Annotated in this window: 17 protein-coding genes and 1 tRNA gene; 5 read left to right on the plus strand and 13 right to left on the minus strand. The window is 63.2% G+C overall.

Annotation, left to right across the window (positions count from 1 at the left end; genetic code table 11):
- Positions 1 to 24 precede the first annotated feature (24 nt).
- Genes E3O06_RS01605 through E3O06_RS01615 form a run of 3 tightly spaced genes read right to left on the minus strand, consistent with a single transcriptional unit; the run spans position 25 to position 2054 of the window.
- Positions 25 to 786: an SCO1664 family protein gene (locus E3O06_RS01605; RefSeq protein ID WP_134501292.1), complete on the minus strand. Its 762-nt coding sequence runs from the start codon at positions 784 to 786 to the stop codon at positions 25 to 27.
- Entirely contained in the window at positions 786 to 1337 is a 552-nt protein-coding gene (locus E3O06_RS01610) for a DUF3090 domain-containing protein (protein ID WP_134501293.1), read from the minus strand. The genes E3O06_RS01605 and E3O06_RS01610 overlap by 1 nt, the downstream gene beginning before the upstream one ends.
- A gap of 18 nt (positions 1338 to 1355) precedes the next feature.
- Positions 1356 to 2054: a histidine phosphatase family protein gene (locus E3O06_RS01615; protein ID WP_134501294.1), complete on the minus strand. Its 699-nt coding sequence runs from the start codon at positions 2052 to 2054 to the stop codon at positions 1356 to 1358.
- Positions 2055 to 2461: 407 nt separating this feature from the next.
- Between E3O06_RS01615 and E3O06_RS01620 the strand changes: the two genes are divergently transcribed.
- Positions 2462 to 3529, plus strand: coding sequence for an NAD(P)-dependent alcohol dehydrogenase (locus tag E3O06_RS01620; RefSeq protein ID WP_134501295.1), 1068 nt, complete (start codon positions 2462 to 2464; stop codon positions 3527 to 3529).
- Positions 3530 to 3831: 302 nt separating this feature from the next.
- Positions 3832 to 4149 (plus strand): aldo-keto reductase family protein, encoded by a 318-nt coding sequence (locus tag E3O06_RS17685; RefSeq protein WP_174843194.1) that lies wholly within the window; start codon positions 3832 to 3834, stop codon positions 4147 to 4149.
- Between the two features lie 5 nt (positions 4150 to 4154).
- Here the strand turns inward: E3O06_RS17685 and E3O06_RS01630 are convergent, their stop codons facing one another.
- Complete coding sequence (locus E3O06_RS01630; RefSeq protein WP_134501296.1) at positions 4155 to 5033, minus strand: helix-turn-helix transcriptional regulator; 879 nt, start codon at positions 5031 to 5033, stop codon at positions 4155 to 4157.
- 115 nt (positions 5034 to 5148) lie between these two features.
- On the opposite strand from E3O06_RS01630, the gene E3O06_RS01635 reads away from it, so the two are divergent.
- Entirely contained in the window at positions 5149 to 6153 is a 1005-nt protein-coding gene (locus E3O06_RS01635; RefSeq protein WP_134501297.1) for an NYN domain-containing protein, read from the plus strand.
- 8 nt (positions 6154 to 6161) lie between these two features.
- On the opposite strand, the gene E3O06_RS01640 is transcribed toward E3O06_RS01635, so the two are convergent.
- Both E3O06_RS01640 and E3O06_RS01645 read right to left on the minus strand, forming a co-directional pair.
- Positions 6162 to 6908, minus strand: a complete 747-nt coding sequence (locus E3O06_RS01640) for an MOSC domain-containing protein (RefSeq protein WP_206751360.1) — start codon at positions 6906 to 6908, stop codon at positions 6162 to 6164.
- A 97-nt stretch (positions 6909 to 7005) separates the two neighbouring features.
- The gene (locus E3O06_RS01645; protein ID WP_134501299.1) at positions 7006 to 7506 is read right to left on the minus strand and encodes a DUF6328 family protein; all 501 of its coding nucleotides are present in this window, start codon (positions 7504 to 7506) and stop codon (positions 7006 to 7008) included.
- Between the two features lie 119 nt (positions 7507 to 7625).
- On the opposite strand from E3O06_RS01645, the gene E3O06_RS01650 reads away from it, so the two are divergent.
- Positions 7626 to 7702 (plus strand) — tRNA-Pro (locus E3O06_RS01650).
- A gap of 233 nt (positions 7703 to 7935) precedes the next feature.
- Here E3O06_RS01650 and E3O06_RS01655 read toward each other — a convergent pair.
- The 5 genes from E3O06_RS01655 to E3O06_RS01675 form a co-directional block, all read right to left on the minus strand.
- On the minus strand, positions 7936 to 9855 hold the full coding sequence (locus tag E3O06_RS01655; RefSeq protein ID WP_134501300.1) for a hypothetical protein: 1920 nt from the start codon (positions 9853 to 9855) through the stop codon (positions 7936 to 7938).
- Positions 9852 to 10850, minus strand: coding sequence for a tyrosine-type recombinase/integrase (locus E3O06_RS01660; protein ID WP_134501301.1), 999 nt, complete (start codon positions 10848 to 10850; stop codon positions 9852 to 9854). The genes E3O06_RS01655 and E3O06_RS01660 overlap by 4 nt, the downstream gene beginning before the upstream one ends.
- Positions 10851 to 10941: 91 nt before the next feature.
- Positions 10942 to 11847 carry a site-specific integrase gene (locus E3O06_RS01665; protein WP_134501302.1) on the minus strand — a complete coding sequence of 302 codons (906 nt, stop codon included), beginning with the start codon at positions 11845 to 11847 and terminating at the stop codon, positions 10942 to 10944.
- Complete coding sequence (locus E3O06_RS01670) at positions 11844 to 12176, minus strand: hypothetical protein (protein ID WP_134501303.1); 333 nt, start codon at positions 12174 to 12176, stop codon at positions 11844 to 11846. Before E3O06_RS01670 ends, E3O06_RS01665 begins: the two co-directional genes overlap by 4 nt.
- A gap of 4 nt (positions 12177 to 12180) precedes the next feature.
- The gene (locus E3O06_RS01675; protein ID WP_134501304.1) at positions 12181 to 12510 is read right to left on the minus strand and encodes a hypothetical protein; all 330 of its coding nucleotides are present in this window, start codon (positions 12508 to 12510) and stop codon (positions 12181 to 12183) included.
- 353 nt (positions 12511 to 12863) lie between these two features.
- On the opposite strand from E3O06_RS01675, the gene E3O06_RS01680 reads away from it, so the two are divergent.
- Positions 12864 to 13376, plus strand: a complete 513-nt coding sequence (locus E3O06_RS01680) for a hypothetical protein (RefSeq protein WP_134501305.1) — start codon at positions 12864 to 12866, stop codon at positions 13374 to 13376.
- Between the two features lie 94 nt (positions 13377 to 13470).
- On the opposite strand, the gene E3O06_RS01685 is transcribed toward E3O06_RS01680, so the two are convergent.
- Together E3O06_RS01685 and E3O06_RS17375 are read right to left on the minus strand one after the other, a co-directional pair.
- Complete coding sequence (locus E3O06_RS01685) at positions 13471 to 13872, minus strand: hypothetical protein (RefSeq protein ID WP_166788059.1); 402 nt, start codon at positions 13870 to 13872, stop codon at positions 13471 to 13473.
- On the minus strand, positions 13862 to 14770 hold a 909-nt coding region (locus E3O06_RS17375; RefSeq protein ID WP_166788060.1), incomplete at its 5' end, for a hypothetical protein. The genes E3O06_RS01685 and E3O06_RS17375, both read right to left, overlap by 11 nt.

Here is a 14770-nt window from a genome sequence, read left to right on the forward strand (position 1 = left end):
GCACAGTCCGGGCGTTTGTCGCAGCTAGAACAGGGGCCAGGGCACCGCGGGCATGTCGCCGCTCGGGGCCGGGAACCGTGCTGCGGAGCGCAATCGGTCGCAGCGCTCGGCGAGCGCCGCGACTTCCTCCGCGCTGAGCAGCCCGGCGAGAGTTTCGCCGAGGGCACCGTTCAATTCGGCGATCACGCGGTCGACGCCGTCGAGCTCGTCGGTGCTGAGCGCGTCACCCAGCCACCCCCACAACACGGTGCGCAGCTTGTGCTCTGCGTGAAAGGTGAGTCCGTGGTCGACGCCGTGCCGGTGGCCGTCGGGCATCGGCAGAATGTGGTCGCCCTTGCGATCGGCGTTGTTCACGACGATGTCGAACACGGCCATCCGCCGCAGCGCGGCCGTGTCTTCGTGGATGAGGGTGACCATCCGCTCATTCTCGTCTCGCCCGTCGAAAACGTGGCGCCATCCGGTGTCGGGCACGGCCTCGGCGGCCACGATGTCGACGACGGTCTGCTCGGGGTCGGAATCCTGCCAGAGTTGCACCATTCCCGGGCCCATCGGGCCGCCCCGCAGCCAGGTGCGCGGCACGACATTCCAGCCGAACACCTGCGAGACCAGGTAGGCGGCCACCTCGCGATTGGCGAGGCCGGCGAAGTCCCAGAGCGGATGCTCCCCCGCAACCGGTTTATAGACGACCGCCGCCTCGTCGATGCTGGCCAGGAAAGTCGCGTTCGACGCCGTGTTGATCCGGCCAGTGAGCCGCAGCTCGCCGTGCAGCAGGTCGGGGTCGGGCATCAGATGTCGGGCAGGGTGCAGGTGTGTCCGTCGGCCTCCACTGGATAGCCGCACAGGGGGCACATGGGCCGCCCGGCGCCCACGACCTCACGGGTACGCTTCGCGAAAGCGCGTGCGGTGCCGACGGGAATGCGTACCAGCAGCATTTCCGCTATTTCCACCAGGTCGGGCGCATCGTCGTCGCCGTCTTCGTCGCCGTCGATCAGCGGGTAGGCCTCAATCACGACCTGCACGGTGGACGGATCCCAGCCGAGGCTCAGGGCACCGGTGCGAAATTCTTCCGCAACGGGCTGCTCGAGTGGGTCGTTGTCGACGAGCTCGACGGGTGTCGTCGTGGGAATACTGAACGGGTTGCCCTCGAAGGTGATCAGCCGGTCGAGAATCTCGTCGATCTTCTCGGCGAGCAGCGCCGACTGTTGTTTCTCCAGCGCGATACTCACGACCCGGGTGCCGGCGCGCACCTGCAGGTAGAAGGTGCGCGACCCGGGCAGGCCGACCGTGCCGACGACGACTCGATCTGGCCAGTCGAATTCATGAACGATTGTGGGCATACAAATACTCTAAGCGCGTCAGGTGAGCGGAGCCTGCGACCCGGCCCCGCCCCCCACCGGCGCGTCGGCCGAGTGGATGCTGGTGACCAGCCACGACAGATCGCCCGCATCGGTGTTGGTCGCGTGAACGCTCGGCCGGCCCGCGCCGTACCGCACGATCGAAACGGATGCCGGCCCCACGTTGATGCGCTGGAACAGATCGAGGTGCATGCCGAGCGCGTCGGCCAGAATTGATTTGATGATGTCACCGTGACTCACCGCCACCCAGACGGCGCCGGGCCCGTGCTCTGCCTCGAAAACAGCGTCGTGGCGTCGAATGGCGGCAACCGACCGCGCCTGCATAGCGGCCATCGATTCGCCGCCGGGAAAGACAACGGCTGACGGTTGGGTCTGCACGACCGACCAGAGATTCTCGGTGGCCAGATCGCTCAGGGTACGGCCCTGCCACTGGCCGTAGTCGCACTCGGTGAGTTCCTCGTCGAGAGGGGTGACCAGGGAGCCGGCCTGACGGTCGATGATCAGCTGCGCGGTCTGCCGGCAGCGCTCCAGGGGGCTTGAGACCACGCCCACCAGCGGAACGGCCGCGAGCCGTTCGCCCGTGAGCGTCGCCTGGTCCCGCCCGAACTGGTCGAGGCTGACCCCGATTGTTCGTCCGGCCAGCACTCCGGTGGCGTTTGCGGTGGTGCGGCCGTGCCGCACGAGGATGACTGTGGCCATGTGCCCAGCCTAGACATCCGCTTGACGATGTTCGACCGCAGCCACTGCAATCGAACGGAGATCAGTCGGCGCTGATCTGCATGCGGAATCGGTCGCGCTTGGCGTGAAGGTTCCACGAGTGCTCGGCCAGCGTTGGGTCTTTATCGGAGTCGCCAGCGATGATGCTAGGCATACCTGCTACAAGATCCGCCTACGACGAAATATTCCCTCGGGCCACAGCGCTCCTTGACCATCGAACGGCGGCCGAAGCGTTCTCTCCGGCCCTTGGGTAGGTCAGTTAGTGCCACCTTCCAGCCTCGAACAGTTCGGTGGCACCGCGTACCGTTGTGCGAGCGGATGTCACCGTCGACACGTGCCACGGCACGGGGTCCCCCCGCATTCCACCACCGGCACTGAAAGATTTTTCTATGACGACCACCGTTCCTGCCCTCGCCGCCCCCGCGGCCAACCAGCCCCTCGTTCGCACCACGATCGAGTTGCGCACCCCCGGCGCCCACGACGTGGCGATCGACATCAAGTTCGCCGGCATCTGCCACTCCGACATCCACCAGGCTCGCGACGAGTGGGACACGGGATTGTTCCCGATGGTTCCCGGCCACGAAATCGCCGGCATCGTCTCCGCTACCGGCAGCGACGTCACCCGTTACCAGGTGGGCGACCGAGTCGGCGTTGGCTGCTTCGTCGACTCCTGCCGCGAGTGCGCCAACTGCCTCGCCGGCGAGGAGCAGTACTGCCTAAAGGGCGAGGTCGGCACCTACAACGACCGCAACCACGACGGCACCCCCACCAACGGCGGCTACAGCACCGCAATCGTCGTTGACGAGAACTACGTGCTCGGCATTCCCGACGGCATCGAGCTCTCCGAGGCCGCTCCCCTGCTCTGCGCCGGCATCACGCTTTACTCCCCCCTCACGAATTGGCAGGCCGGCCCAGGCCAGAAAGTCGCCATCCTCGGCATGGGCGGCCTCGGACACATGGGTGTGAAGATCGCCCACGCGCTCGGCGCCGAGGTCACCGTGCTCAGCCAGACCCTGAGTAAGCAACAAGATGGCCTGCGTTTCGGCGCCGAGCACTACTACGCCACCAGCGACCCGACCACCTTCACCGAGCTCGAGAACCACTTCGACCTCATCGTGAACACCGTGGCCGCGAACCTCGATCTGGAGCGTTACCTGAAGCTGCTTGCCCTCAACGGCACGCTCGTGCACGTCGGCATCCCCACCGAGCCCGACAGCGTGAAGATGTTCTGGCTCGCCGCCCAGCGTCGCTCTATCGCCGCCTCCAAGATCGGCGGCATCCGCCAGACCCAGGAGATGCTCGATTTCTGTGCCGCCCACGGAATTGGCGCCGACATCGAGATCATTACGGTCGATCAGGTCAACGAGGCATACGAGCGTGTGATCCGCAGTGACGTGCGGTACCGTTTCGTCATCGACGTGGCCACGTTTGCGAACGAGACCCGCGCCGACGCGTAGTCGCTTTGACCGGCGCGGCATAAGCCGCGCCGGTCAATAACAAACCCAGGCACGAACCGCCCCGGGCCGCAGATTTGAATGCGGCCCGGGGCATCCGTCATTAAAGGAGTCCCGTGACGTACGTGAAGCTCGGAACCACCGGTCTGGATGTCTCGGCGCGCGGAAACCACGCCTGGACGCTGACCGAGGCGACCAGTCGGCCTATATCGTGCATCGTTTCGACCCGTTTACTCCCCTCGAGGAGACGCTGGAAGCGTTGCACGACGTGGTGCGCTCGGGTAAGGCGCGCTTGGACTTTGTTCGTGTCGATGCAGAGCCAGTACAACCTGATCAGCCGCGAAGAGGAGCGCGAAATGACTCTACTCGCCGCCGATGCCAGCAGCGGTCTCACCCCGTGGAGCCCCTTCGCGCGTGGAAAGCTGACCCGGGACTGGATCCAGACGACCGCCCGCACCGAGACGGATTTGGTCAGCCAGGCCCTGTACGCACAGGCAGAGGACGGCGATCGCGCTGTCGCAGCCGTCGTCGCTGACGTCGCCTCGCTCGACCTCGATCTCAGCGCCGACGAGCGCGCACGCCTTGAGGGACGGTATGTTCCGCGTCTGCGCGAAGGGTTCTAAAAGCGTCAGCGACTGGACTCGAGCCTTGCGGCATCCTTCTGATCTGTGCGCCAGGAGGCCAAAATGCGCACGGCATCGTTCGAGGCGGACCCGGGTTGCGTGCTGTAGACGAAGAGTTGCTGGTCTGGTTCCCCCGGCACCGGGAAGGTTTCGTAGTCCACGTCGACCCGGCCAACGATTGGGTGCATGAAACGCTTGACTCCGAACGTGCACTCCCACACCCGGTGCTGACTCCACCAAGCGCGAAATTCATCGCTCTTGACGGTCAACTCACCGATCAGCTCATTGAGAGCACGGTCGTTGGGGTGGGACCGCGCGTCGTGACGGAGCATAGCCGCCACGTCGCACGCCACAATCTCCCAGTCCAGGTACAGGGTGCGCGCAGACGGGTCGAGAAATGTCCATCGGGCCATGCTGCGAACGAGCCCCGAGCCCTTTGTGAAGTCTTTCAGCAGCAGCTTGGCAAGGTCGTTCATGGCGAGAACATCCATGCCGACGCCGAGTACGAATGCCGCCTGTTCGGGGAAGGAGTCCATGATGGTGCGCACCGACGGCCGAACCGTATGGGTGCGCCGCCGCTGCTGGACGCGGCCGCCGGTCGAGGCGGATAACAGCGAGAACAGGTAGCTGCGCTCCGCCTCATTCAGGTGCAGCACCCCGGCGAGCGCGTTCACGACCGCATCGGATGCCTGTGTCACCCGACCCTGCTCCATGCGGGCGTAGTAGTCCACGCTTACGCCGGCCAGGCCCGCGACTTCGTCACGGCGCAGTCCGGGCACCCGCCGGACCGCCGCGAGCGGATTTACCGGCAGCCCGACATCGGCTGGCCTGAGGCGTGCCCTGGCCGAACGCAGAAAATCAGCGAGGGTGTCTTTGTCGTCCATCCCTCCAGTATCTCCCGCCGTCCTGCTCCCCGAGTTGCCCTCGCGGCGTTGTCCGCAGCAGACTATACATACCGGATCGCTACTGAGTCTTCCGCCTGCGGCTGAGGAGCTCACCATGACCGAACCAAACGATGCGCGCGTCGGGCTCTACATCGACTTCGACAACATCGTCATCTCGCGCTACCAACAGTTACACGGGCGCAATGCCTTCCAGCGCGACGGCATCCGCGATTTCAATAAGAAGAGCCCGGATGCCGACCCCGAGATCGCCGCACGGCTGGCCTCCGCGACGGTTGATTTCAACGCCATCATCGACTTCGCCGCGTCGTTCGGCACCCTGGTGGTCAATCGTGCTTACGCCGACTGGTCGGTGCCGGTCAATGCGAGTTACCAGCGCCAGCTCATGTCCCGAGCGGTGGATCTGACCCAGCTGTTTACCACAACGACTCGCGGAACCAAGAACGGGGCTGACATCCGTTTGGCCGTCGACGTGGTCGAAGACCTCTTCCGGCTGCCCGACCTGACCCACGTGATCATCATCGCCGGCGATTCGGACTACATCGCCCTCGCCCAGAAGTCGAAGCGGTTGGGCCGTTTCGTGGTGGGCATCGGCGTCGCGGGCTCGACGAGCACGTCCCTCGCGGCCGCGTGCGACGAGTTCGAAGACTACGACTCGCTGCCCGGGATCGGTTCGGCCAGCCCTGCCGCCACAGAGTCGCCGCGGGAGAGCCGGAAAGTCGCCGAACCTGCTCCCACCAAGGTCGACGCGGTTGCCAGCCCGGCCCGCAGGCTCACCACGATTCCCATGTTCTCGCACACCGAAGACGCGCAATACGACGAGCCGGAGCCGGGCGATGACATCGACCCGCAAACACTGGCCACGGACCTCCTGGTGCGCGCCCTGCAGATCGGTCACGCCAAGGGCGATGCCGACGAGTGGCTCAACACGGGCACGATCAAGAACCAGATGCGCCGCATGGACCCGTCGTTCAACGAAAAGCCGCTCGGCTTTCGTTCCTTCACCGATTTTCTCTCCTCACGCAGCGACCAGGCCGAGTTGAAAGAGGACGGACCGCACCGCCTCATCCGGCTGCGCCCCGAGGCTGAAATCAAGCGCTGAGTCTCGCTTCAGGGTTGCGGCGAGGGAACGAGCCGCACGTCGTCTCCGACCGAGACGGTCCCCGGGCGAACCACCTCGGCGTAAACGCCGAACATGATATCGCTCGACCGCAGTCGGTAGCCGGCGAGGGCTTTCAGGAGGTTGGTTCCGCGCGCACCGGTGTCTGGGTCGACGTCGATGACGGCGCACCGCGGAATACCGTCCTTCACGAGCAGGCGGGCCCCACCAAGCTCTAGTTCTCGGCCGACCCAGGAGTCTTCGACGTGCGCGTCGGCGTCACCGGTGTCGATTGTGAAGGTGGCACGGAATCGGCGCGAATCGACCGCCATGCCCGATTCTCGAGCCAGCCGGGCCAGGGAACTCGTCGTGCTGAGCGTGACCGAATCGCCGTAGACCACTGTTCCCGCCACCGCGGTCCGGGTGAGAACGACGCTGCGCCCCAGCAAGCGGGAGAATTCCTGAGCCCAGGGACCGTCGACCACCTGCATGGACGTGGATCGACCCCAGTAATCGAGTTCGAGAACTTCACCCGCCAGGGTGGGCTTCTCGGCGATCCGGCGGCCGTCGATCTCCACGGAAAGCACCCCGCCAGCCCAGGTGGACGCACAAGACACCAGCAGCGGATGCTCGACCGTCTTCAAAACCGTGCCGGCGTGCAGATCAACGACGGCGAAGTCACGATCGCCGACAGGGCCGTCGGCCGCGAGCACAAGGTTTTCCCGCGGCTGGTGGCGGCCGCCTTTGAGGGGTGTCACACCGATATCTTGAATTCGCATGATTCAGGTCAGCCTAGCGAGACGCGTGGTTGTGCACGAGGCGAGCCGACCTGCGGGCGGCTCCCCCAGCATCCGCTCAGCGATGTTGCGAGGTTCGATCGGGGCGGGCAGCCCTCGGGAGGAGAACCCAGATTGCGATGATGGCGAGGAGTGTGGCACCGCCGGCGATGAAACCGGCGGCGGTCGAAACGACAACATCGAAGATGAGCAGCACGACGCCGGCGACCACGAGCCCGAGCACACCCAGGGTGGCGATGAGGAGCCGGTGGGCTGTGGCAACCAGCTCCGCCTTGGCCCTCTTACGAAACAGGGTTCGATGCAGGCTCACGGGGGCCAGCCCCAGGATCGTGCTCAGAGCAGCCAGCACTACGAGCACGAGGTAGATGCCGACCTGTTCGCGGTCGAGGTCGGTGAATCTGTTCTGGAAAGCCAGCGTCAGGAGAAAGCCCGTGATGATTTGGGTACCGGTCTGTGTGACTCGGAGTTCCTGGAGCGTGTCATTCCAGTTGCGGTCGAGGCGCTCTGCAGCCGATTCGTCTCGACCGTCGGTGGGATCCGCATCCGTTGTCTCAGTCATAAGCAGATGCTAGCGCTGGGCGTTCCCAACGATGTGTTCATAGGGCCTCATAGAAGGCGGTAAGCTCTTACAGTTGTCTTCCGCAGGTTTTGAACGTTGAAATCGCGTTGTGGAAGCGGCGGGCTGTGGCGCAGCTTGGTAGCGCACTTGACTGGGGGTCAAGGGGTCGCAGGTTCGAATCCTGTCAGCCCGACCAAAGGGCCGTTCGCGAAACTGTTCACGAAACGGTCTGGTTGGAACAAAAAGAAATCGCTCCTGAGGATTCTCAGGAGCGATTTCTGGTTTAAGCGGGGTATTCGTGGAGTTGTGTTGGCGATTCGTCGACCGAGACCGTGTCGCCGGTGGTTTTTTGTGTTTTGGGGCGCGTCGGATTGTTCGGAATGCGGGAGGCGTGCCCTCTCGGGCGGTAGTGGCGGCGTATGTGGCCGTTTAGGTTCTTCGCGGTGGTCCGCCGGTTTCGTCGCCGTCTGATCGTTTGGGTTTGGTGGGTCGCTTTACATCGGGCGGGTAGGTGTCCGTGTAGGGGTTGTGGAATTCTCGGTCGCGACGCCGGACGAGCGCGACTGGCGGTTCGCCGTTGACCTGCTTCTTCGCGTCGTCTTTAATCTTGTCGCTGATGAACGCGGCGATCTTGCGCAGGTTGAAGTTGGTGAGCAGCATGGTGACGATGATTTGGGCGGCACCGAATCCGCGCACACGGCGGCGGCTGGCAGATTCGATATGTTCGGTGCCGCCGCTCTTCACCTGGTTATTGAGCGATTCGATGCTGTTTCGCGCGTGGGTGTGAAACTCGTCCCATTGTTTGCTGCCGTATTCAAAGGCTTGGGCGGTGCGGCGATTGCGTGCCGTGTCGAAGGACACGGAGTGTTGGGCGCAGATCTTGTCGGCGAAGTCCGGGAGGTCCTCACCGTCGACGGCCGGCAGCATTTTCCTGGTCTTGAGCATCTCGCGAAGCGGGCAGGTTACTGTCGGGCTTGGGCCGAGGGCGGGGCAGCGCAGCACAACGCGACCTTTGCTGTCGGGCTTTTCTTTCTGGTGCAGTCGAAAAGCCCGGCGCTCCTTAATTCGTGCTTCGTAGGTTTCGTCGTCAATGCTTCCACTCACGAGCTCTTTAGTGGCGTTTTTTAGTGGATCAGGAGTGGCGGGGCAGTAGGTGCCGCCCTCGATGTAGAGGGCGCCGTGGTCGCCGCCTTGGTGCCCGAGGCGGTCGACGCGGTAGTCCGTGGAAGGCGTATACCCGAGGGCGAAAGTCGGATCGTGGAGGCGTTCGGTCAGTGAGTTGGCGTAATACTGCTTGTCTGCGTCGGCGACCCCGGGTGCTAGGTCATAGGCCATGGTTGCCCTCATAAGAGAGACTGCTTCCTCGGCGACGCGAACATTGGGCAGACTCATTGTCGCGGCGACGGCGAGGGCGGGAAATCGTTTCTGTCCGGGAGCTTCGGAATCGACGCGAACAGCGATGTTGATTTCCCAACCCCACCGATACTCCGCGGAGCTGGTTTTCTTACCGGGATCGGTGAGATCTGTTTGGCCTCTGCCCACATCTGTGCGGGGCCCTGTGCTCACATGCCAGCCAGCGTAAGCATCAACCGGCCCCGGCTTCAGAGTCCTCATGTCCTCAACCTTGGCTTCGTCTGCGACACGTTTAGCGAGGTTCTTCTTGGAGTACCCCTTCACCGTCGGGGTCCCGATATAGGTCTGGTCGAAGGAAATGTCCATCTTCTTGGAGGCACGTCGAATGTTGCGGGGCTGTTCGTAATAGGTCATCACGAGGAAGAGTTTGGTGTACTCGTCGAGTCGGGCCTTGCGTTTTACTTCCAGATCAACGTCGTGGGCGCGGAGGATTGCTTGGATTTCTGTATAGGTTTTTGAGTGTCGTCGTTCTTGTGGGAAAGGGTCCATAAGGTCGTTCATGCGTTGGAAGGCGCGGATGGTGTTGGCGTACCAGCGGTTCTTTTCACCGACGTGGCCGACAAAGGCTTCGAGGGATTTCTCCAATCCGAGGAGTTCACGGGAAGCATCGCTGAGGCGAAACATGAAGAGGTCGCGCACGTTGGTGACGAACATTGCTGATCCTTCCTTTGCGAGCAGCAACAGAGCGGTCATAACGGCGCGTTCGGCGATGAGGGACGGGCGACCACCAATGCTGAAAGCGAGAGCATCTTCGTCACGCCATGCCTGCAGTCGTTCCAAAACACCGGTCTTGCGCACGCGGCCCTCCATCAGCACCACGGTCTGGTGGTCGATGACGTCGTGGATACGCCCACGGCCCATGATTTCCGCTTCTGTCATACCGCCGAGGTCGGGGGTATATCCGGTGAAGCCGTAGTCGATGTCGCCGGCGCTCATGCGAGCACCTCTTCGCCGATGACGAGGCCAACATAGTTGGCGACGTCCAGCGGTTGGGCGTGAACGAGATGCTTGTCGAGGCTCCCCGTGGTGGAGAACCCCGCCAAGGCCATGAGCACGGGAAGGGGAAGTCCGTTATCGATCTGTGCGACGATCCATGTTGCGCGCAGGCGAGTCAGAGTAGCTCGCACACGGCCGGGATGGTCGGTGAGGAACGTCTGGATGGCCCGAGGACGGTATTCCTCGAAGCGGTAGGCACGAAAGACATACTCGCTTGAGTCGGTACGACCGGCGAGGCTGCGGAGCAGGGTGCGGTTCCACGGGTGCCGCACCGGAACTCGGCGGGAGTTCATGCCGGGGACGGTGACGAAGAGGCGCCCGTCGACGATGTCGATGTCGCCGAGGCGAAGGTCGATGATTTCGTTGGCGCGGAGGCCGGCGCCGCCCGCGAGTCCGAGGAGCGCCTGGGCGTTTTGCCGTTTCAGGTCTGTCGTGAGGCTGGCGGCCCAGCTGTGCATGGACGCGACTTCGGCAATAGTGAAGGGGCGCCGACGGTGGGCGTGGGGCGTGGGGAGGCGTGTGACGGTGTTTTCAGCGAGCACTTCGGCGATGGTGCCCAGTTGGCGTGCAACACCCCAGCGGTGAGTTTCGGAGTGTTTGGGAAGGCATTCCTGCAGGTAGCGATACACGTTGTTCTGCGTGTACACACGCTCGACGGTGAGTGTTGTTCCGGTGCTCGCCCACACCCAGGCGTTGAAGCGGCCAGTCATCGTCATCATCCGCCGCACGGTCTCGAACGTGCGCGGTTTCATGTTGATGGCAGTCACGATCGTGAACTCGCGCACGGCATCCCACTGCAGGTCGGAGAGCTGCGGCCGATATCGGATGATCACTTCCCAGACGTGGTCGGGAAGTTCGGGGTCCGCAGCGCGCAGGTGGGCGTACGTGCGGGAGTCGTCGCGGAAGATGTCGTTGAGTCGGTCTTTTCGGGTCATGCAGAGTGTGTGTGCGGCGGAATTTCGGCGCCTGGGTCAAAATCCGCACTATTGCCCTATTCTCGATGATCACGGCACACCAAAAACCTGATCAGACCTTGTTAAAATTTCTTGGAGAAATTTTTGCAGGAACCGCCGTTCGGGGCACGAAGGCGGCCATTTTGTCGAGGGCTGCCAGATTTTTGAGTCCGGAAATTCGCAGTAGTTCTTGGGGTGGTGTCCCGTCGCGGAGGTGCTCCACGAGCCACGTCGCGCGCATGCGACTGGGGCGAACGTCGAGGTCGGTGCGGGCGCGCAGGAGAAAATCTGTGACTTGTCCTGAGGTCGCGCTGATGCGGCCGGGGCGGAAGAGCCAGTCAGTGGGTGTGAGGTCCCCGAGGATTCGCCGGAGGGGTCGGTCCCACTGAGGGCTGAGGGGTACGACGCGTGGCCGGCTTTCCCACACGATTACGTGGATGTGATCGGTTGTGGCGTCGAGATCTCTGACGCGAACTCCGAGGATCTCTCTCGCCGCCAGGCCAGCCCCGAGCCCGAGCGCGAGGAGGGCGACGGCGTCGCGGCGCCGATGTTCGGTTCCTTGCGATGTGGCCCAGCTGTAGAGCGTGGCAACGTCCGACGAGGAATAGGGTTTTGTCGGCACTGACCGTGGGATCGGCCGGTGCTCGGTCACGGCGGCCGGGTTCAGAGTTTCGACCATGAGCCAGAGCGTGGATCGGTGGGTGGCTCTGCTGCTGGTGGCATAGTTCTTCATGGCCAGGTGGATAAATTCTTCGACCGTGCTGCGGCGAAAGATGCGTTTGCGTTCCAGGGGCGTGCCTCTGCTTTGCCAGCACCAGAGCACGAAGGCCACGGTTGCGGGGTAGAGGGAACGTTCGTCACGGTTCGTCGCCGAGGCAGTGTCGGCGACTGCAGCGGTGATGAAGCCACCAATCGTGTGCCAATACGGCAGTGCGTTGATGGGGCGGTAGTCGTACGGGCGAGGGTTGGTGTCGGTCATGACCAACCACGGATTTCCGGTATCGGGTCGATGCGGATGATCGGAGTGGATTCGCGAGTGGTGATGAAGACGCCGGGCAACCGCAGATTGATCAGGAGCAGCAGCGGCCGGCCGCGGCGGCACTCGACAATCTCTTCTAGGATGAGGTCTTCGCCGTCGCCCCGAAGCCGGAGCGCACGCTCGTTTTCTGCACTGGGCATGCGGCGGACCAAGCGTCGGTCGCAGTGGATCCAGTACCGGGTGTCAGATTCTGTGCTGATGACGTAGCAGCCGACGGAGTCGTCGGCGAGGGACTCTAGGGAGCGTTGGCCCTCCGGCACGTAGCGCATCGCTTCACCTCTCGGGGTCTGGTCGCGGGGCGATATCCCGGTCGGGATCATCATCGACGGCGGGTTCGATTGATTGGATCGTGCTCGACAGGTGCCAGAAATGTTCGACGTACTCCGACTCGTCAGGCTCTGGACTCATGAGCCAGTAGCCTCGGGCGCCGACGGTGCAGTGCACGATCTGAATGAGGGGACGCGTTTGATCGTTCAGGGTTGCCGCGGAATCCTTGCCAGGGATGCGGGTGACGGTCATCGCCTCCAAATCAAATCTGTGGATGGACCCGATGGTCCTGACGAGCCAACGGCCACCTTCGGCGCCAGTCAGGGCGTAGGTCATCGCTCCGGGCTCTCGACGGGACGTGCCCGTCCCGCTTGAATGCTGACGACGCGCCTGGTCGCGATCAGCCAGCATCCGCCTTCGATACCCCCCAGGCACTCCGGTCCTGTTTCCGGGCTGTCGTCTGTTGCATTGTGACTCGTGTCAACCATTTCGATCCCCGATCCTCGTGGTCGGGTGCCCTTCTGTCGGACCTCTCCGGCCTGCTGAAATACAAATCTACGAAGGTTCCTAATTTCAAACCACCGACTCAACGACAAACTCGGCGCCGCCCCGCCGTGAGGGGAGATCATCGACAGTGTTCGGCGGCTGCGGTCCCTATCCAAGGCAGACCGCCCCGAGAAAGGCGGATCATGACTACACCAGGGCCAACTGCGGAGCCGGACCAAGCCGGGGTTCCCGACGGAAGCGGTCGACGCCTCAGACCAGCGGCGCATCCGAGCGCCGACGTCGTATCGGATCAGCTGGCGCGCAGCGTGCAAGCAACCCACATTGCCTGGGCCCGTATGGGGGCGGAGTTCGGGCTGTTGACCAGCAGCCAGGTCGCGGAAGTCCTGGGAGCCAGGCCGTCAAACCGGATGTTGGCGTCGCGGAAACGCGCGGCGCATCTCATCACTGGAATCGTGAGGGGAAACGCTGTTCTTTATCCCGGATTTCAATTCGATCGGGTTCACGGAAAGATCCTCCCGCTGATGGGGCGACTCATCGGGTTGGCAATGGCGAACGGCTGGACCGAACACGACCTGTTGCTGTGGCTCTGCGGGCCGAATACATCCTTCAAGGAGGAAGACCGTCCCGTGGACCACTTCCACGATCCTGATTCTGTGATTGCCGCCGCCAGAAACGAGTTCGAGACCCAATGGTGACGAGGCCGCGGCAACCATGCAACCCTCGGCCCCAGTCCTGCCCAACGACAAAGTCGCTCCTGAGATTCCTCAGGAGCGACTTCTTCGTTTTCGACTAGGTCGTCGGCACCGCGCCGTCCTCCGGTCTGTGCGAGGTGTCGGCCGGGTTGGGCGAGGCGTATGGGGAGTGCCACTCTCGGTCCCTGCGACGAATGTTCGCGGGTAGTTCAGCGGCCGGCGACGGTATGACCGGTTTGCTGATTTGCCTGCGCATAGACGCGGCGATAGCGCTCAGGTTGGAGTTGCTGAGCGAGATCGTCAGGAAGATCTGGGCGGCAGCGAACCCGCGCACAGTTCGGCGGGAGGTGCCGCCAAGACTCTCGAAAAGTGACTCTGTGATATCGGCGTTGAAGCAGTCCATGGAGTTCCGTGCGTGATTGTGAAAAGCCTGCCACTTCTTACTCCCATACGTGATGGGCTGCCGCTGGTGCATACCGTCGTTTTTGTCAAAGGTCACAAACTGTTGGGTGCGGATCCCGGCGGGAGGCCGGAAGGTCGTGTTCGTCGAGTTGCTCGACGCGGTAGTCGGTCGAGGGCGTGAAGCCGAGGTTAAATGCGGACTCATGCAGACCTGCGCCAGGAATATTGGCGAAGTAGGCCTTGTCGGTGTCCAGGATGCCAGGTGCCAGGCCGGTGCTAAGTGCAGTACGCATCAGCGCGACGGCTTCTTCTGCCGCCCCGATGTTGGGCAGGCTCAGGGTTGCGCTGATCGCCAGCCGGGGAAATCGGGATTCCCCGGGGCGTTCCGAGTCGACCCGCACGGCGCTATTAACCATCCAGCCCCAGCGAGAGATGTTCCTGCCGTCGTAAGCCGTGCCTGCCCCGGCGAAGACGTCGACGGGTCCGTGCGGAAGGGCACGAGGATCGGCGCCGACTTCGTGCGTAACCTTCTCCGCCCGGGTCTTTCTCGAAAAGCCGCGGGTGGTCGGCGACGCTATGAACGTTTGGCCGACGGCGAGGTCGATGCGGCCAGGGGCGTAACGGAGGCGTCGCGGGCGCTGCAGGAATGTCATGTGCAGGAAAGCGTTCGTGAATTCGTCCAGACGGGTCCTCATTTTCTTCTCGCGGTCGGAGTCGTGCGCGTCCAGAACGGCCTGAACCTCCGTGGAGGTGGACGTGGTGCTCTGGTTGTGAGGAAAAGGATCCATAAGCACGAGCAACCGGTGGAAAGCGCGGTGCGTGCCGCCGTACCAGCGCCTGTCCTCCCGCGTGTCGCCTAGGGAAGCAGGAGCCACGTCGGCGAGGTTGTGTGTGATCAACTCTTTGTAGGCCGTTTCGGCGCTGAAATCCTGCCAAGTTAGTGGCTGGTTTCCTGCCGAAAGAGCGCTAATTATCAGGCCAGGCAACTCCCCGCC

This window comes from Cryobacterium glaciale, from assembly GCF_004402535.1.
Taxonomy (GTDB): domain Bacteria; phylum Actinomycetota; class Actinomycetes; order Actinomycetales; family Microbacteriaceae; genus Cryobacterium; species Cryobacterium glaciale.